Source organism: Pseudonocardia sp., assembly GCF_025965585.1.
Taxonomy (GTDB): Bacteria; Actinomycetota; Actinomycetes; order Mycobacteriales; family Pseudonocardiaceae; genus Pseudonocardia.
In genome coordinates, this window is sequence record NZ_JAOPWR010000023.1 from 1 (window position 1) to 21,788 (window position 21,788).

Sequence of the window (21,788 nt, forward strand, 5' to 3'; positions counted from 1 at the left end):
GCGTGCGCGACGGCCGGTTCTGCGCCCACCCGCTGCTGGCCCGGCTGTGCGCGGACAGCGGCGGCGAGGCCCTGCGCGCGAGCATCGGCGTCGGCACCACGGGCGAGCACGTCGACCGGCTCGTCGACGGGCTGTACGCGCTGGTCACGCACGGGGCGCGGTGGACCTACGCCCCGGTGGCCGGGCGCTGGTCCCCGATACCGGACCCCCGCGGGATCGACCCGCTCGACATCGGCGCAGGGGACGTAGCGGGACCCGGCTGCGGCCACTGACGCTCGACGCACCCGGTCCGATCTCCTCGGCGTCGACCTACACCAGCGGCGCGCCGATCATCCGTGGCGAGCGGGCCGGGGCGCCTCCGACTCCATCCGGGGCGGAGACGGTGCCGCACGCGCGGGTGGCGGCGGACCCGTCAGCGCCGCGGGATCACCTGGTTCCCGAGCGCCGGCAGCGACGGCGCGCACGGCGGCGGTGAGGCATGCGCGGGGTCGAGCGCGTTGAGGATCATCTGCCCGGTCCGGGCGGTCGAGATGATCGACAGGTGGTCGGAGAGGTCGACCGGGCACCCGTCCTGCACCACGATGTTCGTCGCGTTCGGGGCGTCGAGACGGCCGCTCGTGTACGGGACGACGAGCTCGTCGTAGCGGGTCATCACCGTCGTGTAGGTGACGCCGGGGACGGCGGCCCCGCCGGGCTGGGCGTTCATCCGGTTCAGATACGGCGAGCCGGAGATGAACTGCGGGCACGACGCGCACGCGATGCCCACCACCGCCGACGCCGGCTCACGCACCCCGAGGGCGTCGGCGAGCTGGGCGGTGGGCAGCGGCTCCAAGAGCGTGCCGCGGTAGAGCGGGGTGACGGCGACGTAGTCGTCGGTCTTCGCCGCCCCGCCGAGGAACTGCAGCCAGTACTGCGGCATCACGGTGCCCTCGGAGTGACCGACGAGGTCGATCTTCTGCGCCCCGGTTGAGGACAGGACCCGGTCGACGAATGCGGCGAGCTCGCGGGCGCTGTCCTCCATCGCGACCACCCCGCCGACCTGGTTCTGCGGGAACACCGCACCGGGCTGGACGCCGTAGGTGAGCGCGTAGACGCAGTAGCCGTTGTTCGCGAGCAGCGGAGCCACGGTCTGCCAGTTGAGCGTCTTGTTCGCGCTGAGGCCGTGCACGAGGACCACCGGGTCGGGATGCTCGGCGGTCGGGCGGCAGGACCAGTCGTCGGAGCCGGGCGGGTCGGCCCCGGGGTCGGCCGGCTCCGCTGCCAGCGCGGCGGACAGTCCGTAGGGAACGGGCAGGTCCGGCCTCTCGGCGGGCGCGGCCACAGCGGGCGCCACGAGCGTCGCCATCCCGGCCAGCACCACCACGGCGAGCGCCGCCCACATCCACGCACGTCGTCGTGCCACGCGAACCCCCGAGACCAGTCGTCACTGGTCCGAACGAGTGGTGCGCGCGGTGGTTACTCCCCGATATCGATCACGTCGGCCGGGATCCGGTGACGGAGCAGCACGCGGCTGCCCCGTTCGTCGTAGTGGATGAGCACCGACTCGGACATGGTGCTCATCAGGGAGATGCCACGGCCACCGTCCGTGGGCACCGCGACAGGCGGGCGCCACCGGCCGTGGTCGACCACCTCGATCGACAGGGTCGGCGGCGCGGCGGCGGAGGCGTCCTCGGTCCAGAGTGTCAGCTCGACGGCCCCGGACTCGTCCGGGCCGTACGCGTGGCGGACGGCATTGGCCGCAGCCTCGTCGACCGCCAGCACGATCTCGGCGATCTCCTCGTCGGTCAGCTGGAGGGGGGCGAGCCAGCCGGCCAGTTGGTGGCGGATCACCGACAGCTGGTCGGGGTCGGCCGGCCAGCTGCGGTGGAGGAACTCGATGTGCCCGGGGGCATCTTTCATAGTGATCGCGTTCCACGGCAGCACCCCTGACCAAACCCCACCCACCGCGCGTCAGCACACACTCGCCCGTTCGTCGCGCGTGATCGCTCGCCCACGGCGAGTGGCCCTCCAGATGCCCGCTTTCGCACCCTCGGCGGTGACACGGCGATGTGGCGGTAGCGGTCGCGGGTGAACCACAGCGCCGGCACGGCTGCGCCGCTGTCGCATCCCGTTTCAGCCCACCGGATGCGAGGTCAGGTAGCCCCCCATGTGCGGGAAGTACTCCACGGCGTCGAGCTCGCGGCCGTCGTCGAGCCGGACCCGCTCGATCAGCAGCCCGCGGTTGCGGCCGTGGCGCGCATCGGCTCCCGCGACGACGACGACTCCCCGACCCTGCCGGATGAAGATCCGCCCCGGGGTACCCCCGTACGGGCCGTCGGTGACGCGCGCCGCCACGATGCGCAGCCGCTCGGTGCCGTGGAAGCAGTAGGGGTTGGGGTAGGGGTCGAGCTGGGCGCGGACGAGGTTGAACAGGTCGCGCGCGGGCCAGCCGAAGTCGATGCGGTTGTCCTCGTCGGAGCGGCGGTGGAAGTAGGACGCGGCACGGCGGTCCTGCGGCGCCCAGTCGGTGCGGCCGGACGCGATCAGCTCCAGCGCTTCGACGGTGATCGGGCCGAACATCGCGAGCGTCCGGTCGAACAGGTCGGTGATCACGTCGTCGTCGGTGACCGGGGTGGAGCGCTGCAGGACGACGTCGCCCGCGTCGAACTCGGCGTTCATCATGTGCGCGGTGACGCCGACCTCGGGCTCGTCGTTGATCAGCGCCCAGTTCAGCGGGGCGAACCCGGCGTAGGCGGGCAGCAGGGCGTCGTGGACGTTGAGCGTGCCCAGCCGCGGGATCGTGAAGACCTCCGCCGACAGCCAGGTGCGCCAGTTCGACACGACCATGATGTCGGCGTCGGCCTCGACGATGGCGGCGCGGACCTCGTCGTCGGCGCGGTTGCGGACGAGCGTCGGGATGCCCTGGTCGGCGGCGAGCTCGGCCACCGACTCGTTGAAGATCTTCTCGTAGGCGTTGTCGCTCTCCGGGTGCGTGACGATCAGCGGGACCTCGTGGCCGGCGGCGAGCACCGCCTCGATCGTCCGGCGGCCCCAGGTCATGTAGCCGAAGGCGACGACGCGCATGGATGATCTCCTCTATGGTCAGCAAGTGAGGGCAGGGTAACCTCTCTTAGCCTGCCCTACTTCGACCATGGAGAACATTCGTGACGTTTCGTATCAGCGTCCTCGCGGCCGCGCTGCTGGTCCTCGGCACGACCGCCTGCGGCGCCGCCGAGACCACACCCGTTCCGGCCGCTCCCGCCTCCGGGGCGTTCCCCGTGACGTTCACACACGCCTTCGGGTCGACGACGATCCCGGCCGAGCCGAAGCGGGTCGTCGCCGTCGGGTTCAACGAGGCCGACTTCGTGCTGGCGCTGGGCGTCGTGCCGATCGGGGTGCGCGACTTCATCGGCGGGTACGACGAGGCGAAGCGGCCGTGGGCCCGGGCGGCGCTCGCCGGTGCTTCGCCCGAGCTGGTCGGCGGCAACGACATCGACTTCGAGAAGGTCGCCGCCCTGCAGCCGGACCTGATCATGGGCGTGTACTCGTTCATGGACCGCAACGCCTACGACACGCTGACGAAGATCGCGCCGACCGTCGCCCAGCCGTCCGCCGACGGGGCCTCGGCCACGTGGCAGGAGCAGACGCGCACCACCGGCAAGGCTCTCGGCCGCGCCGCCGAGGCCGAGCAGGTCATCGCCGACACCGAGAAGAAGTTCGCCGACGCGAAGGCGCGGTACCCGCAGCTGGCGGGCAAGGACGTGGCCGTCGATCTCGTCGTCGACGGGGTCCCCTACCGCCTCGGTGCCGACGACCTGCGCTCGCAGGTGTTCCAGGGGCTCGGGATCACCGTGCCCGCCACCACGGCGACGCTGAGCAACGAGACGCAGTCGCAGCTGGACAAGGACGCGATCGTCGTCATCGGGGCGACGCGGGAGCAGATGGCCGGCAACGCGGTCTTCCAGGGGCTCAAGGCCGTGAAGGCGGGCAAGGTCGTCTACACCGGCGACTACGACAGCGAGTTCGCCGGGGCCATCGGTTTCGGCAGCCCGCTGAGCCTGCCCGTCGCGATCGACGACATCGCGCCGAAGCTGGCGGCCGTCCTGCAGTGACGCGAACGGGGGGGATCACCGGGCGGGGGGTGCTGCGGGAGTCCGTCGGCGCCTTCCGGCGTCACGTGTCGGTCGCGGCCCTGTTCTTCTGCGGGCACCAGGCCGGTGAGGCGCTGGTGCCGGTGCTGGTCGGCGTCGTGATCGACGAGGCCGTCAGCACCGGCGACCCGGGAGCGCTGGCGTTCTGGCTCGCGGTGACGGCGCTCGACTTCGCGGTGCTGTCGTTCAGCTACAGGTGGGGGGCGCGGCGGGCCTGGCTCGCCGACGTCCGCGCCGACCAGCGCCTGCGCCACCTCGTCGCCGACCGGGTGCTCCACCCGGGCGGCGGCGCGGAGGCCGGCCGACTGCCCGGTGCGCTCGCGGCGATCGCGACGTCGGACGCGAAGCGCGTCGGCATCGTGAACTTCGCGCTGCCGCTGGGGATCGCCGCGGTGGCCGCGCTGGTGGTGGCCGCCGTGTCGCTGCTGCGGATCTCGGTGCCCCTGGGCCTGCTCATCCTGCTCGGCACTCCCCCGCTGCTGTGGCTCGTCCAGCTGCTCGGACGCCCGCTGGAGCGCCGCAGCGGGCCCGAGCAGGAACGGGCGGCGCAGGCGTCCGCGATCGCGGCGGACCTCGTCGCGGGCGTGCGGGTGCTCAAGGGCATCGGCGCCGAGCCCGCGGCCGTCCGCCGGTACCGGGCCCTGAGCCGGGACGCGCTCGGCGCCACGCTGCGAGCCACTGGTGCGCAGGCCCGGTACCAGGGTGCGGTGCTGGCCGCGAACGGGCTGTTCCTCGCGCTCGTCGCGCTGTTCGGGGGCCGGCTGGCGGCGGAGGGGTCGCTGTCGATCGGGGGGCTCGTCGCGGCGGTGGGGCTCGCGCAGTTCCTGGTCGGGCCGCTGCAGGCGTTCGGCTGGGTGACCGGCCGGATCGCCCAGGCCCGCGCGTCGGCCGACCGGATCGCCGAAGTGCTCGATGCGCCGCCCGCCGTCACGGGCGGCGACCGGGAGCTGCCCGCCGTCTGTGGGGCGCTGGCAGTGCGGGAGCTGCGGCACGGGCCGCTCGACGGGCTGACCCTCGAGGTCGCCCACGGTGAGCTGCTGGGCGTCGTCGTCCGCGATCCCGCGACGGCCACGGCCCTGCTGGAGTGCCTGGGCCGCGAGGTGGAGACGACCGGCGTCGAGATCGACGGCGTGCCGCTTTCCGCCTACCCGCCCGACGTCGCCCGCGGCGCGGTGCTGGTGGCCGCGCACGCCGCCGAGCTGTTCTCCGGCACCGTCACCGACAACGTGCGCCCCGCCGCCGCACCCGGCCGCGACCTGGCTCCGGCGATGGCCGCCGCCCAGATGGCGGACGTGGTCGCCGCGCTACCCGAGGGCGCCGACACCCTGGTCGCCGAGCAGGGCCGATCGCTCTCCGGTGGCCAGCGGCAGCGGGTGGCACTGGCGAGGGCGCTCGCCGCCGAACCACCGGTGCTCGTGCTGCACGACCCGACCACCGCCCTCGACCCCGTCACCGAGTCCCGCATCGCGGCAGGCCTGCGCGAGATGCGCCACGGCCTCACGACGGTCGTGCTCACCACGAGCCCCGCGCTGCTCGCCGTCACCGACCGGGTGCTGGTGCTCGAGAAGGGTCGGATCACCGCCCGCGGCACCCACCTCGAGCTGCTGGGCTCGCCCGACTACCGGGAGCTGGTGCTGGCATGACCGACCACGCCCCGCCCGATCGTGCCCACACCGATCGTGCCCACACCGATCGTGGCCTGCTCCCCGTCGCGTCCGGCGCCCGGATGCGTGCCGCGCTGGTCGAGCTCGTGGCACCGCACCGGGGCCCGGCCGTCGCCGCACTGGTCGCGCTCGTGGCCGGGGCCGCGGTCAGCCTGCTCACCGCTCCACTGCTGGGCCGGATCGTCGATCTCGTCGCCGACCGCCAACCCGCCGATGCCGTGACCGGGCCGGTGCTGCTGCTCGCCGGCGTGGCACTCGGCCAGGGCCTGCTCGCCGTCGTCGGCGTGCTGCTGGTGGCGCGCGTCGGGGAGACGATGCTCGCCGAGCTGCGGGAACGTTTCGTCGCCCGCGCGCTGGGCCTGCCCCTGGAACGGATCGAGGAGGCCGGCTCGGGTGACCTCACCTCCCGTGTCACCGGCGACGTCGCGCAGATCGGCGAGGCCGTCCGCGAGGCCGTGCCCGAGTTCGCCCGCGCCGCGCTGATCATCGCCCTGACGCTCGTGGGCCTCGCGGTGCTGGACTGGCGGTTCCTGCTGGCCGCGGTGCTCGCCGTGCCCGTCCAGGTGCTGACGGCGCGCTGGTACCTGCGGCGCTCCACGTCGCTCTACGCCGAGCAACGGACCGTCGGCGGCGCCCAGCAGCAGCAGTTGCTCGACACCGCAGGCGGCGTCGCGACCGTCCGGGCGTTCCGGCTGGCCGAGTACCACACCGCCCGGGTGCGGTCGCGCTCCCAGGACGTCGTGCAGATCGCGGTGCAGGTGGTGCGGCTGCAGACGGGGTTCTTCGGGCGGCTCAACCTGGCCGAGCTCGTCGGCGTCGCGGCGGTGCTGACCGCCGGGTTCCTGCTGGTGCGCAGCGGTACGGCGTCGATCGGGACGGCCGGCGCGGCGGCCCTGTACTTCATCAACCTGTTCGGCCCGATCAACCAGGTGCTGTTCCTGCTCGACGTGGCGCAGGCGGCCGCCGCGAGTCTGGCGCGGATCGTCGGGGTCGCCGACCTGCCCGTGGAGCAGGAGCCCGAGCACCCGGTGCAGCCCGTCGACGGGCGGGTGCGCACCAAGGACCTCGGCCATGCCTACATCGCGGGCCACGACGTGCTCGCCGGCGTCGACCTCGACATCGCCCCCGGCACGCGGGTGGCGCTCGTCGGGGCCAGCGGGGCGGGCAAGACGACGCTGGCCAAGCTCGTCGCGGGCGTGCACCGGCCCGCGCAGGGCTCCGTCACCATCGGCGGGGCCGCGCTGGAGGACCTGGAGCGGCGGACCGTGGCGCTCGTGACCCAGGAGGTGCACGTCTTCGCCGGTCCGCTGGCCGACGACCTGCGCCTTGCCCGGCCCGGCGCGTCCGACGACGAGCTGCACACGGCGCTCGCCGCCGTCGATGCGCTGGACTGGGTGACGGCGCTGCCCGACGGCCTGGCGACGGTCGTCGGCACCGGCGGGCACGCGCTCACGGTGGTGCAGGCCCAGCAGCTCGCGCTGGCCCGGCTGGTCCTGGCCGACCCGACCGTGGCGATCCTCGACGAGGCCACCGCCGAGGCCGGGAGCGCCGGGGCACGCGTGCTGGAGACGGCGGCGCTGCGGGCGCTCGAGGGCCGCACCGGCCTGCTCGTGGCCCACCGCCTGACCCAGGCGGCCACCGCCGACACCGTGGTGGTGCTCGACGGCGGACGGGTTGTGGAGCAGGGCACGCACGACCAGCTGGTGGCGGGGGGCGGCCGGTACGCGGCGCTGTGGGCGGCCTGGTCCGACACCCGCTGAGCGGGCGGCTGCGAGCACGCGAGGTCCGACGCGGACCGTGTGCCGTGCGCGGTGGGCACGGCTGCCGGCCGAGGTGCGCACCGACGGTGCAGTGGGTCGGGCCCGAACCCGACTCAGTGCGGGGTGATCACCGCCGCCGCCCGATGTGCACGGCGGGCGTGCAGCGGGTCCGGCCGCGACCGGACCCACTGCGCGGTGATCAGGGCCGGGCGGTGATCACAGCCGGACGGTGATCACGGCCGGGCGGTGATCACGGCCGGGTCATCCGGCGGAGCTCCCCCAGCAGCTCCGCGACCAGCTCGGCTGCCGCGGCCCCGTCGTAGGCCGCGAGCCGGTGGGTCAGCTCCACCGGCACCGGGGCGTCGGCGGGCGTCTCGGCGAAGCTCACCGTGAGGTCCGCCGTGGCGCCGCCGACCGGGAGGGCGTCGAGGGCGCCCAGCACGCCCTGCTCGGTCTCCAGCCCGGCCTGCTCGTGCTGGACGACCAGCACCGGCGGGCGGTGCAGCCCGGTCGCCGTGGCGACGTGGGCGAAGCCGACCTCCTGGTGGTCGAGGGTGGCCAGGGTGTCCTCCCGGACGGCGGCCGGCAGGTCGGCGGCGTCGGTGCGGACGGGCACCACGACGAGGTTCGCGACGCAGCCCACGAGGTCGGCGAGCGCCGCCTCCGTGCGTCCGGCGGCGAACGACGCGACGGGCACCGTCGGGTCGCCCCCGCGGCGCGCGACGACGGTGGCCACCGCGGCCTGCAGGACCATGAACAGGCTGGTCCGGGTGCCACGGGCCAGCGCGTCGATGCCCTGGCGCAGGCTGGGATCGAGGACGAACGCGACGGTCTCCGACGCCCCGTCCCCTGAAGCCACGGCCTGCCCGGTGCCGGCGACCGCTGAGCCGGTTCCGGCAGCGCGGGCCCAGCGTGCGTCGGCCCGGTCTGCGTCGGCCCGGTCTGCGTCGGCCCGGTCTGCGTCGGCCCGGTCTGCGTCGGCCCGGTCTGCGTCGAGAGGGCCCGGAGCCGCTCCCAGCACGGCGGTGGCCCGAGCGAGGGCACGGGCACGGCGGCTCCCCGGGTCCGCCGGATCCCCCTCCACCGCGACGGCCCAGTGCGCGTAGTCGCCGTAGCCGACGGGCAGCGGGGCCCACTCCGGCTCCTGGCCGTCCCGGCGCGCGGCGTAGGCGGTGGCCAGGTCGCGCAGCAGCGGGACCACCGACCACTCGTCGACCCCGAGGTAGTGCAGGACCAGCACCAGCTCCTTACCGCCGTCCGGGCCCGTGACCAGGTGCGCCCGGAACGGCGGCTCGACGGCCAGGTCGAACGGCTCGCGGGCGAGCTCCGTCGACGGGCGGCGCGTACGTCGCAAGCCCGGCCCCGAGGACCGGACGATCCGGCGCAGCGGCGCGTCGGCGAACACCGTGCGCAGCGGTTCGTGCCGGGCGGCCACGTCGTCGACGGCCGCGGCGAGCGCCGCCTCGTCGTACGGGGCGTCGGGCCGCAGCACCAGCGCGTGGTCGGGGCGCCGGTCGATCCGGTGCCGCTCCCACCGCCACAGCTGCGCGGGGGCGAGCGGACCCACGGCCTGCGGCTCCCGACGGGTCAGCTCCGGCCGGTTCGAGGGCCGTCGCGCCAGCACCGCGGACAGCGCCGCGACCGTGGGGGCGTCGAACACGTCGCGCACCGTGAGGTCTGCGCCGAACCGCGCCCGGACCCGGGCGATGAGCCGCATCGACGCCATGGAGTGCCCGCCGAGGGCGAAGAAGTCGTCGTGCACGCCCACGGCAGGCAGGTGCAGCACGTCGGCGAACAGCTCCGCGAGGCGCGCCTGCTCGGGCGTCGCCGCACCCGCGTCGCCGGTGAGCAGCGACCAGTCCGGCGCCGGCAGCGCACGGCGGTCGAGCTTCCCGTTCGGGGTGAGCGGCACGGGGCGCTCGAGCGGGACCACGATCGCGGGGACCATGTACTCCGGCAGCCGTCGGGCGACCTGCGACCGCGTCTCTGCGGGATCGACGTCGCCGACGACGTATCCGATCAGCCGGGTCAGGTCACCGTCGCGGTCGGCCACGACCACGGCCTGCCGGACACCCGCGCAGGCGTCAAGCGCCGCCGCCACCTCGCCGAGCTCGACGCGGAACCCGCGCACCTTGACCTGGTCGTCGAGGCGGCCCAGGAAGTCGAGGTTGCCGTCCCGGGCCCAGCGGGCCCGGTCGCCCGTGCGGTAGAGCCGCGTCCCGGGCGGGCCGAACGGGTCGGCGACGAACCGTCCGGCCGTCAGCGCGGGGCGGCCGAGATAGCCGCGGGCCAGGCCGCGACCGCCGACGTACAGGTCGCCGACCACCCCTGGTGGCACCGGCCGCAGTCGCTCGTCCAGCACGTAGGCGGTCGTGTTGGGGTCGGGCTCACCGATCGGCACCGGGCCGGGACGGCCGGGCTCGGCCTGCCACAGCGTCGAGTTCACGGTGGTCTCCGTGAGGCCGTAGGCCGCGAACAGGTTCAGCCGCCGCGCCCACCGCCCGATGACGTCCGGCGGCACCGTCTCGGTACCGACCAGCACCGTCATGCCCTCGGGCAGCAGGCAGTCGGCCGGCAGCGCCGCCACCAGCGACGGCGGCAGGATCCCGTGCGTGACGCCGTGCGCGGCGAGGAAGTCGGTGAGCGGCGGACCGGCTACGCGCGCGTCGTCGGGGATCACCACCATGCGGGCGCCGAGCCCGAGCGACATCGTCAGCTCGAACGCGGCCACGTCGAAGCCGACGGACGCGAACTGCAGCACCCGGCTCTCCGCGGTGACGCCCATCCGGTCGGCGGCGGTGGCCGCGAGGCTCGCGATGCCGTCGTGGCTCACGACGACGCCCTTGGGCCGCCCGGTCGAGCCGGAGGTGTAGATCACGTAGGCGGCGTGGTCGACGCCCGCCGGACGCGAACGGACCCCGGGGGCGGCCGAGGCCACTTCAGTGACGGGGACCCGATCCACCCCGTCGACCACCGGAACCTGCTGCTCCGGCGCAGCGACCAGCAGCCGCGCGCCGGAGTCCTCCAGCATGTGGGCGATCCGCTCGGAGGGGTGGCGCAGGTCCAGGGGCAGCCAGGTCGCGCCGAGCTTCATGATCCCGAGCACGGTGGCGACCATCTCGACACCGCGAGGCAGCGCCACTCCGACGACGTCCTCGACGCCCACGCCGTGCACGGCGAGGAGATCCGCGGCGCCCTCGGCGAGCGCGTCCAGCTCGGCGTACGACACGGCGCGCGCGGCGTCCACCACGGCCGTGGCGGACGGGGTGGTGCGGACCCAGCGCTCGACCGCGTCGACGAGGGTCCCGGTGGCCACCTCGCGGACGTCACGGCGGCCGGCGAAGCGGTGCAGCACCGTCTCGCGCTCGCCGTCGAGGAGCACGTCGACGGCGTCCACCCGGGTGTCCGGCTCGCGCGCGACCGTGCCGGTCAGCGCCGCGAACCGGGCCCCGAGACGCTCCGCGGTGTCGCGGTCGAACAGGTCGGCGGAGTACTCGAGGTGCAGCGTGAGGCACCCGTCCCGCTCACCGAAGCCGAACACCAGGTCGAACTTCGCCGTCGATCTCGCGGCCGGCTCCTCCGTGACGTGGACGCCGGGCAGCGCCAGGAGCTCCCCGTCGCGGACGTGATGGCCGATCATCACCTGGAACAGCGGGTTGCGCGCGAGCGCCCGCGGCGGGTTGAGCCGCTCCACCACAGCCTCGAACGGCACGTCGGAGTGCGCGAAGGCCGCGAGGTCGGCGTGGCGGACGCGCGCCACCAGCTCGGTGAACGTCGGTGCGCCCGACAGGTCGGTGCGCAGCACGACCGTGTTGACGAAGAAGCCGACGAGGTCGTCGAGGCGCTCGTCGGTGCGGCCCGTGACGGGCGCGCCGAGCGGGATGTCGTCGCCCGCGCCCAGACGGTGCAGCAGCGTCGCGACGGCCGCGTGCAGCACCATCAGCGTGCTCGCTCCGGCGTCGCGGGCGACCGCGCGCAGGCCGGCGACCGTGCCGGCGTCGAGGGGGACGTCGATGGTGCCGCCCGCGAACGTGGGGCGGGCCGGGCGCGAGCGGTCGGTGGGCAGTGCCACCTCGTCCGGGGCCCCGTCGAGGGCGCGGGCCCAGAAGTCGAGCTGGCGGGCGGCGCGGCTCTCCGGATCGTCCGCCGCACCGAGCAGCTCGGCGTGCCAGAGCGCGTAGTCGGCGTACTGGACGGCCAGCGGCACGAACGCGGGCTCTTCCCCGGCCCGGCGCGCGGCGTAGGCGGTGGCGAGGTCGTCGAGGAACGGGCGGTCGGACCACTCGTCGGTGGTGATGTGGTGCAGCAGCAGGACCAGCACGTGCTCGCCGGCGCCCGCCTCCACCAGGACGGCGCGCAGCGGGATCTCCTCAGCGAGGTCGAACGGGCGCGCCAGCTCGGCGGCGACGACGACGCCGACGTGCCCGGTGACGCGCCGGAACGGAACGCGCGCGCCGTCGCGGATCCGCTGCACGGGGCCACCGTCGGCGCCGCCGGCGAAGACCGTGCGCAGCGACTCGTGCCGCGCGGCGACGTCCTGCAGTGCGGCGTCGAGCGCGTCCACGTCCAGGTCGCCCCGCAACCGCAGCACGATCGGGAACAGGTAGGCCGCTCCCCCGCCGCCCAGCTGCTCCACCAGCCACAGCCGCTGCTGTGCCGCGGAGAGCGGCAGCACGTCCGGCCGCTCCCCGGCCCGCAGCTCAGGACGCCCCGCGGCGGTGCCGCGGGACGCCGCCCGCACCGCGAGCTCGGCCGGGGTCGGGGCATCGAACAGGTCGCGCAGCACCAGCTCGGCCGCGAGCGCCGTCCGGGCGCGGCTGAGCAGCCGGGTGGCGAGCAGGGAGTGGCCGCCGAGGTCGAAGAAGTCGTCCTGCGGGCCGACCCGCTCCAGGCCCAGGACCTGCGCGAACAGCGCACACAGCTGCTCCTCGGCCCGTCCGCGCGGGGCACGGCCCGCGGCCGGGGTGAGGTCCGGGCGGGGCAGGGCGGCGACGTCGAGCTTGCCGTTGACGGTCAGCGGCAGGTCCGCCACCGGCACGATCGCGGCCGGGACGAGGTGGTCGGGCAGTCGGCCGCGCAGGTGGTCGCGCAGCGCGGCCGGGTCGGCGTCGGTCACGGCGTAGGCGACCAGCCGCGCGAGCCCGCCGGGCCCGGAACGGTCGGCCACCACCGCCGCCCGCGTGACGGCGGGGTGCTCGTCGAGCACCGCCGCGACCTCGCCGGGCTCCACGCGATGGCCGCGGATCTTGACCTGGTCGTCGGTGCGGCCGAGGAAGTCGAGGTTGCCGTCCTCTCGGCGGCGGACGAGGTCACCGGTGCGGTACATCCGCCCGCCCGGCTCGCGGGGATCGGCGACGAACCGGGCCGCGGTGAGCCCGGGGCGGCCGAGATAGCCCCGGGCCAGCCCGGTCCCGGCGATGTACAGCTCGCCGGGGACGCCGTGGGGCACCGGGCGCAGCCACGCGTCGAGGACGTGGGCGCGGGTGTTGGCGATCGGGCGGCCCACCGTGGGCGTCGGGCTGTCGGCCGTGTCCGCGCCGAGGGTGTTGATCGTGTACTCGGTGGGGCCGTAGAGGTTGTAGCCGGTGGTTCCCGGGGTGTCTCGAAGGGTGGCCCACACGGCGTCCGACACGGCCTCGCCGCCGAGCAGCACCAGCGCCGGGCGGTGGGCGCCGTCGAGCAGGCCGGTCTCGACCAGCGCCGCCGCGTAGGTGGGCGTCACGTTCACGACGTCGACGGCCTGGGCCTCGCAGTAGTGGACGAGCGCGTCGGCGTCGCGGCGCAGCTCCTCGTCGCACACGTGCACCTCGTGGCCCTCGACGAGCCAGAGCAGCTCCTCCCAGGACATGTCGAACGCGAACGAGACGGTGTGGGCGATCCGCAGGCGGCGCCCGCCCTGGGCGGCCACGACCGGGTCGAAGATCTCCCGGCGGTGGTTGAGCTGCATGTTCACCAGCCCCCGGTGGGGCGTCACGACCCCCTTGGGGCGCCCCGTCGTGCCCGACGTGTAGATCACGTACGCGGGCAGGTCCAGGCGGTGCGGGTCGCCCGCCGCGAAGAGCTCGACCGCGCCGGGGTCGAGCAACGCGCGCCGCGTGGCGGTGGGCGGGTCGTCGAGCACGACGGCCGGCACTCCCGCGGGGTCCAGTGATCCGGCGACGCGCGTGACGGTCAGCAGGCAGACCGGCTCCGCGTCCCGCAGCGTCTCGACGAGCCGCGCGGCTGGGTGGTCGAGCTCCAGCGGCAGGTACGCGGCGCCCGTGCGGAGCACGGCGAACAGCGCGACCACGGTCTCCACCGACCGCGGCACGGCGAGCGCGACGATCCGCTCCGGGCCGGCGCCGTGCTCGATGAGCAGCCGGGCGGTGCGGTTCACGGCGGCGTCGAGCTCGGCGTAGGTGAGCCGGTCGTCGCCGGATACCAGCGCCAGGTCGCCGGGGACGACCGCGGCACGCTCCGCGAGCAGGTCGGCGATCGTGGCGGTGCCGAGCGGCATGTCCGCTCCGGACACGGACGCCCCATGCTCCCGCGGCAGCAGCGGGTCGAGGCGCGCCACCGGCGTCGCCGGGTCGGCCAGGACCTGGTCGAGCAGGGCCGCGACGCGCTCCAGGTACGCCGCAGCGGCGCTGTCCTCGACGGTGTGGGCGAGCGTGAGCCGGATCTGTTCGCCCGGCGTCACCACGAGGTTCAGCGGGTAGTGCGTGGCGTCGGCGTTGCTCATCGCGGTGATGCCGTGGCGCGCGCCCAGCTCGGCGACGCGCTCCTCACCGCCCTCCGGGCGGTAGACGAACAGCGTGTCGAACAGCGGCCGGTGCCCGGCCGCCCGCTGGATCTCCCCCAGCCCGACCGACTCGTGCGGGATCAGCGCGAGCCGCTCGTCCTGCACGCGGCGCAGCAGGTCACGCGCGGTCTCGTCCGGGCGGAACGTCATGCGCGCGGGGACGGTGTTGAGGAAGAGCCCGATCGTCGACTCGACGTCCGGCACGGCCTCCGACCGGCCCGCGACGGACGTGCCGAACACGACGTCGGTGCGGCCGGTGGCAGCGCCGAGAGCGAGACCCCACACGGTCGACAGCACGGTGTTGGCGGTGACGCCGTGCTCGCGGGTGAACGCGCGCAGCCGGTCGGTGGTGGCGGCCGGGAGCTCGACGTGCTGCTCCCGGGACGGTCCCCCGGTACCGGGGCCGGCGAGGGTCGGGCCGTCGAGCCCGGCGAGGGCGGTGCGCCAGGCGGCCGCGCCCGCGTCGGCGTCGCGGCCGGCGAGCCGGGCGAGGTGGTCGCGGTAGGAGCCGGTGGGCGGCAGCGGCTCACCGGCGTAGGCGGCGAACAGCTGCTCGACGAACAGCCACGCCGACCAGCCGTCCCACAGCAGCAGGTGCCGGTCGACGACCAGGCGGTCGCGGTCACCGAGCCGGATCACCAGCAGCCGGAACAGCGGCGGCCGCGCGAGGTCGAAGTGGGTGGCACGGTCGGCGGCCATCACGTCGGCGAGCCGCTCGGGCTCGTGCGACAGGTCGATCTCGGTCACCGGCGGCTCGAGCGTCGCCGCCACGAACTGCACCGGCCCGTCGAGTCCCTCGCCGGTGAAGCCCGCCCGGATCCCGGCGTTGCGGTCGAGCACCGCGGCACACGCCGCGCGCAGGCGGTCGAGGTCGAGGCGGTGGTCGAGGTCGATCGCCTCCTGGATCGTGTAGACGTCGGCCTCGACGCCGTCGAGCGCGGCGTGGAAGTAGAGCCCGTCCTGCAGCGGCGAGAGCGGCCAGACCTCGGCCACGGGCACCGGCGCCACTCGCCGGACCTGTGCGAGCTGCTCGGCGGGCACGGCCGGCAGGATGCCGGCGGCGTCGACGGCCGCCCCCATGAGCGCGGCGACGCCGGCCGGCGTGCGGCCGGTGAACACGTCCCGCGGCCCGACCGCCAGCCCGGCCCGCCGGGCCCGGCTCGACACGGAGATCGACGAGATGCTGTCGCCGCCGAGGGCGAAGAAGTCGTCGTCGGGGCCGCAGACGTCGCGGCCGAGGACCTCGGCGAACACCGCGCAGAGCACCCGCTCCGCCGCGGTGACCGGCTCGCGCTCCGGCGCGCGGGAGAGCGCCGGCGCGGGCAGGGCGCGCCGGTCGAGCTTGCCGCTCGGGGTCAGCGGCAGCTCGTCGAGCAGGACGACCGCCGACGGCACCATCGCGGCGGGGAGGCCGGCGGCCAGGGCGGCCAGGATCGCCTCGGTGCGCGCGGGCGTGATCACCGTCCGCGGTACGGGAGCGTCACCGGTGACGCGCGTCGACCGCAGGCTCTGATCATGACCGCCGGCCGGCACCACGTAGGCCACCAGCGACTGCCCGGCCCCGTCCCGGCGCGCGATCACCGCGGCGCGGGCGACGTCCGGCAGGGCCGCCACAGCGGCCTCGATCTCGCCCAGCTCGATGCGGTGGCCGCGGATCTTCACCTGGAAGTCGCTGCGGCCCAGATACTCCAGTGCCCCGGGATGATCAGCCCCGTCCGGGCGGCGGCGCACGACGTCGCCCGTGCGGTACATGCGCTCCCCCGGCGCGCCGAACGGGTTCGCGACGAAGCGGTCGGCCGTCAGGCCGGGCCGGGCGTGGTAGCCGCGGGCGAGCTGGACACCTGCCAGGTACAGCTCACCCGCCACGCCGTCGGCGACGGGGCGCAGGCACGGGTCGAGCACGTGCAGCCGGGTGTTCCAGACCGGGTGGCCGATCGGCACCGGAGCGCCGCCGTCGACGGGGAAGGACGTCACGTCGACGGCGGCCTCGGTGGGGCCGTAGAGGTTGTGCAACGGCACCCCGGTCAGCTCGCGCCAGCGGGCGGCAGCGGGGGCCGGGAGGGCCTCCCCGCTGCAGAACACGAGGCGCAGCGAGGCGGCCCAGGCGGGGTCCACCGTCACCGCATCGGAGGCCAGGAGGCCCTCCAGCATCGAGGGCGCGAAGTGCATCGTCGTGATCCGCTCGCGCTCGACGATACCGGCGAGGTACTCCGGGTCGCGGTGCCCGCCGGGGCGGGCGAGCACCACGGTGGCGCCCTCGCACAGCGCCCAGAAGAACTCCCACACCGACACGTCGAAGCTGGCAGGGGTCTTCTGCAGCACGCGGTCGTCGCCAGTCAGGCCGTACTCGTGCTGCATCCAGGCCAGCCGGTTGCCGATCGCGCGGTGGCTGACCAGCACGCCCTTGGGGCGGCCGGTGGAGCCGGAGGTGTAGATCAGGTAGGCGGCGGCGTCGGGGTCGTCCGGCACGGCCGGGACCGGGCCGTCACCGCCTTCGACACCACTCCCCTCGGCACCGCTCCCTTCGACACCTCTCCCTTCGACACCGAGCACGGCGACACCGGGCGGCACCTGCTCGTGCACGGTGGTCACGACCGTGTCAACGCCCGCGTCCTCGATCATGAAACGGAGCCGGTCGGCGGGCAGGTCGAGATCCAGCGGGAGGTACGCCGCACCCGAGCGCAGCACACCGAGCAGCGCCACCATCAGCTCCGCCGAGCGCGGCACCGCCACGCCGATCACCTGCTCCGGCCGCGGACCCAGCCGGGCCGCCAGCGCCGCGGAGCGCCGGTCCAGCTCGGCGTAGGTGAGCGTGGCGTCCTCGGCGACGACAGCCGTCGCGTCCGGGGTGCGGGCGGCCTGCGCGGCGACCAGCGCGGGCAGCGTGGTCGGCGCGACCGGGTGGCCGGTGTCCTCGGCAGGTTCGGCGTCGTCGCGCAGCGCGATCGACGCGACCGGGGCGGCGAGGTCGGCCAGGGCGGCGAGGGTGCGGCGCACCTGGGCCAGCACCAGCGCGGCGGCCTCGTCGGACACGCGGGCGGGGTCGTGCTTGAGGGTCAGCTCCAGCTCGCGTCCCGGAGCGACGATGAGCGCCAGCGGGTACTGCACCGCGTCGAGCACCTCGACCTCATGGAGCGCGAGGCCGTCCCCCCGCTGCTCGCGGGGGTAGTTCTCGACCACCACGAGCGAGTCGAACAGCTCCGGCAGGCCCGCGAGGCGGTGCAGGTCGACGAGCCGGACCTGCTGGTGGTCGAGCAGCGCGGTCTGCGCGTCCTGCAGCCGGCGCAGGACCGCGGACAGCGGCTCCCCAGGGGACCAGCGCAGCCGTGCGGGGAGGGTGCTGATGAACAGGCCGACGGCGTCCTCGATGCCCTCGACGTCCGCGGCGCGCCCGGAGACGGTACTGCCGACCACGACGTCGCGGGAGCCGGTGAGCGCGCCGACCACCAGGCCCCAGGCCCCGGTGAGCAGCGTGCCGAGGGTCAGGCCGTCGGCGCGTGCTCCGTCCTGCAGCGCGGCGGTGGCGGCCGCGTCGAGCACGAGCCGGGTGTGCCGGTGCGGCCGGGCGGGTCGGTCCGGCCGTCCCTCGCGAGGGGTGGTCGGCCGCGCGGTGCCTGCCTCCGCCGCTCCGGTGGTCGTGCCGACGACCGCGGGCGGGCCGACCGGCAGAGCGGGGAGCAGGCGCGTCGGCTCGTCGAGGCCGGCCAGCTCGGCGCGCCAGGCCTCATGGGCGGTCCCGGTGTCGCGAGCGGCCAGCAGGCGGAACCAGTCCCGGTGGCGCCGACCGGCGTCCCCGGCGGGCGCAGGCCCGCCGAGCAGCTCTCGCACCAGCACCTGCACCGACCAGCCGTCGAGCACGATGTGCTGGAACGTGAGCGCCAGCCGCACGCGGTCCGGTCCGACGCGGAGCGCGGCGGCCCGCAGCAGCGGTGGGTGGGTGAACTCGACGGGCTGCGCGCGCTCGGCGGCCAGCACCGCGTCCACTTCGGGCTCGGGGGCACCTGCGAGGTTCACCTCGGTCCACGGCAGCTCCGCACGGGCGGCGATCGCCTGCACCACCTGCCCGTCGGCGCGCTGCGCGAAGGCCGCCCTGAGCTGGGGGTGGCGGTCGAGGAGGGTCTGCAGGGCCGCCCGGAGCGCGGATGTGTCGACCGGCGAGCCGTCCGGCGTCCGCAGGTCCAGCACCTCCTGGACGGTGTAGACGCCTCCGTCGCCCACGGCGGCGTGGGCCCAGAACCCCTCCTGCAGCGGCGAGACCGGCCAGACGTCGGCGATCTCCCCGATGCCGCCCAGCGCGGCGCGGGCGGTGTCGTCCAGCTCGGCGAGCGGACCGGACGGCCCAGACCCTGCATCACGGTCCGCGGCATCGTCCCGGCCCGTGACCACCCCGGCCAGCTCGACCACCGTGCGGTGGGTGAACACCTGCCGCGGGGTGACGGCCAGCCCGGCCGCCCGCGCGCGGACGACGAGGCGGATCGCGACGATGCTGTCGCCCCCGAGGGTGAAGAAGTCGTCGTCCACCCCGATCCCCGGCACGGCCAGCACCTCGGCGAACAGCGCGCAGAGCAGCTCCTCGCGGGCGGTCCGCGGCGGACGGCCGCTCACCTGGGCGGTGAGGTCCGGCGCGGGCAGCGCGGCCCGGTCGAGCTTGCCGTTCGCCGTCACCGGCAGCACGGGTAGCGGGACGACGGCGGCGGGCACCATGTAGTCGGGCAGCCGGTCGCGCAGGTGCTCGCGCAGCGTCCCGACCAGCACGTTCACGTCCCGGAAGGCCACCGGCCGGTTCGCGAGGTCGGCAAGGTCCGCCGGGCTCCGCGCGGGGACGGGCAGGCCGGACGACGTGGCCGGCCCGCGCACTGCGGCACCGGGGTCCGCGAGCATCACCGGCTCCGGCCGGAACACCGGCCCGGCGTCGGCGTCGTCCCGGGTCAGCACGAGGTCGACGCGCCCCTCGTCCGCCTCGGGCGTCCAGGTGGCCTCGGCGCGGTATCCCCGCGACTCGGCGAGCCGCTGCAGCTCCTCCGGATCGACACCGGGGTCGATCCCGGGTCCGCCGTCGATCCGCTGCAGCGCCTCCCGGTCGGGCGTCAGGCGGGCGTTGGGGATGCCGGTCACCCGCAGAGCCCGCGGGTGGCTCTCCAGCACGTCCACCAGCACACCGACGCCGGCCCACGGCAGCTCGTCGGCCGCGACCGGCGCGGGCCTCACCGGGCCACCGGCCGCGCGAAGCACCACGTCGTAGCGGTAGCGGCTCAGCTCGTCGTGGGCGACAGCGCGCTTGATCCGCAGGTCGGCGGACTCCAGTCGGGGGATCAGCCCGGCCAGCGCCGGGAACAGCTCGGGCGCGCACAGCAGCTCGCCCTCCCACGCCACCGACGCGTCGACCGCCCGGCGCAGCGCGGCCCGGTCCCCGCCGCAGGCGGCATCGGCATCGACACCGCCCCGGGCGGCATCCACACCGCCGCAGGCGGCATCGACACCGCCGCGGGCGACATCCACACCGCCGCGGGCGGCATCCACACCGCCGCGGGCGCTCTCGACACCGGCGCGGAACGTCCGCAGCAGCCGGGCGTTGCGGACGTCGCCCAGGAAGATCACACCGCCCGGAGCGAGCAGCGTGGCCGCGCGGCGCAGCACGTCGACCAGGTACTCCACGCTCGGGAAGTACTGGGCCACCGAGTTGATCACGATGGTGTCGAACGGGCCCTCGACGCCGTCGAGCTCGTGGGCGGCGCGGGTGTCCAGCACGACGCGGCCGGTGAGCGCCGGGGTCGCGGCCACCGTCCGGCGCAGCGCGGCCACGGCCTCCTCGGACACGTCGAAGCCCCGGTAGAGCGAGCACCCGGGAGCGATCTCGGTGAGCAGCAGGCCGCTGCCCACGCCGATCTCGAGCACCCGGTCGGGCGCCAGCTCGCGGATCCGGGCAACCGTCGCGTCCCGCCATGCCCGCATGTCGGCGCGCGGGATCTCGCTGCCGTCGTAGGTGGAGTTCCAGCCGGCGAACCCGTCGTCCGTGCCTGCCGTCGCCGCGTAGAGCAGCTCGTGCATGTCCTTCCACCCCGCGACGTCCGCCCCCGCGGCGGTGTCGGGCACGACGTAGGCCACGAGCCGCCGGTCCCCCGGCCGCTCCTCCCGGACCTGCACCGTCGCCTGCGCCACTCCCCGGTGCGCCAGCAGAACGGACTCGACCTCGCCCGGCTCGATCCGGTAGCCACGGATCTTGACCTGGTCGTCGACGCGGCCGAGGAAGTCCAGCGACCCGTCCGCCGTGCGGCGCACGGCGTCGCCCGTGCGGTAGAGCCGCTCTCCCGGTGCGCCGAACGGATCGGCGACGAACCGCTCCGCGGTCAGGCCCGGCCGTGCGAGGTAGCCGCGGGCCAGCCCGGGGCCACCGAGGTACAGCTCTCCCTCGTCGGCGGGACGCATCCGGTCGTCCAGGACGTGCGCCGCCGTCATCGGGTCGGCGACACCGATGGGCACCGACGTGCCCGCCAGCCGCTCCGGGTGGCTCTCGCCGAGCGTCGAGTTCACGGTGGCCTCGGTGGGCCCGTAGGCGTTGAACATCCGGCGCCCGCGTCCCCACCGCGCAACCAGCTCCGGCGACACCCGCTCCGTGCCGGCGAGCAGGGTGGCCGGCGGCAGCGTGACGTCCACCGGCATCGCGGCGAGCAGCGCGGGCGGCAGGATCATGATCGTCACGCCGTGGGCGTGCGCGTAGCCGGCCAGCTCGGGCCCCGGCACGCGCCGCTCGGCGGGCACCACGACGAGCCGCCCGCCCGAGAGCAGCGCCATGCACAGCTCCCAGAACGCGACGTCGAAGCTGGGCGAGGCGAACCCGAGCACCCGGCTGTCGGGACCGAGCCCGAACCGCTCGGTCTGCGTCGCCACGAGCTTCGCGACGCCGGTGTGGGTGAGCACCACGCCCTTGGGCCGGCCCGTCGAGCCGGAGGTGTAGATGACGTACGCGGCACCCGTGACCTCCGGGACGGGGAGCGCGACGTCGTGGTCCGGCACCTCCTCGAGCAGCAGCACCGGGACCTGCAGGTCGAGGTCCGCAGCCAGGTCGGCGGTCGTCACCACCAGGACCGGCGCGGCGTCGGCGAGCATCCAGCCGATCCGGTCGGCGGGGTGGTCCGGGTCGATCGGCAGGTACGCCGCACCCGCCTTCAGCACCGCGACCTGCGCCACGACCATGTCGAGCGACCGCGGCACGGCCAGCCCCACGACCCGCTCCGGACCGGCTCCCCGCGCCACCAGCGCCCGTGCCAGCCGGTCGGCGCGGGCGTCCAGCTCGGCGTAGGTGAGCGCCGTGTCCTCGAACACGACGGCGACCGCCCGGGGTGCGTGCCGCACCTGCGCGGCGAACAGGTCCGGCCAGGTCGCCAGATCGGGCAGGAGGTCGGACGGGGTCGGGGTCGTGCTGGTCACCATCGGCTCCATCGGCGCAGGGGTC

The 21,788-nt window shown here is 75.3% G+C and carries 7 protein-coding genes and 1 pseudogene; 4 read left to right on the forward strand and 4 right to left on the reverse strand.

All coding sequences use genetic code 11. The features are described 5' to 3' along the window. A pseudogene (locus JWR81_RS01125) lies at positions 1–272 on the forward strand (cysteine desulfurase); the annotation flags it as partial. Between the two features lie 140 nt (positions 273–412). Here the strand turns inward: JWR81_RS01125 and JWR81_RS01130 are convergent. The 3 genes from JWR81_RS01130 to JWR81_RS01140 all read right to left on the reverse strand — a co-directional run bounded on the left by JWR81_RS01130 (position 413) and on the right by JWR81_RS01140 (position 3,063). After that, the gene (locus JWR81_RS01130) at positions 413–1,402 is read right to left on the reverse strand and encodes an alpha/beta fold hydrolase (RefSeq protein ID WP_297645591.1); all 990 of its coding nucleotides are present in this window, start codon (positions 1,400–1,402) and stop codon (positions 413–415) included. Between the two features lie 53 nt (positions 1,403–1,455). After that, positions 1,456–1,899 (reverse strand): ATP-binding protein, encoded by a 444-nt coding sequence (locus JWR81_RS01135; protein WP_297645593.1) that lies wholly within the window; start codon positions 1,897–1,899, stop codon positions 1,456–1,458. Between the two features lie 213 nt (positions 1,900–2,112). Continuing rightward, the gene (locus tag JWR81_RS01140; protein WP_297645596.1) at positions 2,113–3,063 is read right to left on the reverse strand and encodes a methionyl-tRNA formyltransferase; all 951 of its coding nucleotides are present in this window, start codon (positions 3,061–3,063) and stop codon (positions 2,113–2,115) included. 80 nt (positions 3,064–3,143) lie between these two features. Here JWR81_RS01140 and JWR81_RS01145 point away from each other — a divergent pair, with 80 nt between their 5' ends. From JWR81_RS01145 to JWR81_RS01155, 3 genes are read left to right on the forward strand one after another with little or no spacing between them, the layout of a single operon-like run. Next, positions 3,144–4,091 carry an iron-siderophore ABC transporter substrate-binding protein gene (locus JWR81_RS01145; RefSeq protein ID WP_297645599.1) on the forward strand — a complete coding sequence of 316 codons (948 nt, stop codon included), beginning with the start codon at positions 3,144–3,146 and terminating at the stop codon, positions 4,089–4,091. Beyond that, a complete protein-coding gene (locus tag JWR81_RS01150) occupies positions 4,088–5,773 on the forward strand; it encodes an ABC transporter ATP-binding protein (protein ID WP_297645601.1) in 1,686 nt (561 codons plus the stop codon). Before JWR81_RS01145 ends, JWR81_RS01150 begins: the two co-directional genes overlap by 4 nt. Further along, positions 5,770–7,554, forward strand: coding sequence for an ABC transporter ATP-binding protein (locus JWR81_RS01155; RefSeq protein ID WP_297645604.1), 1,785 nt, complete (start codon positions 5,770–5,772; stop codon positions 7,552–7,554). Before JWR81_RS01150 ends, JWR81_RS01155 begins: the two co-directional genes overlap by 4 nt. 250 nt (positions 7,555–7,804) lie before the next feature. Here JWR81_RS01155 and JWR81_RS01160 read toward each other — a convergent pair whose 3' ends face one another. Next, positions 7,805–21,763 (reverse strand): non-ribosomal peptide synthetase, encoded by a 13,959-nt coding sequence (locus JWR81_RS01160; protein ID WP_297645607.1) that lies wholly within the window; start codon positions 21,761–21,763, stop codon positions 7,805–7,807. Between the last annotated feature and the right edge of the window lie 25 nt (positions 21,764–21,788).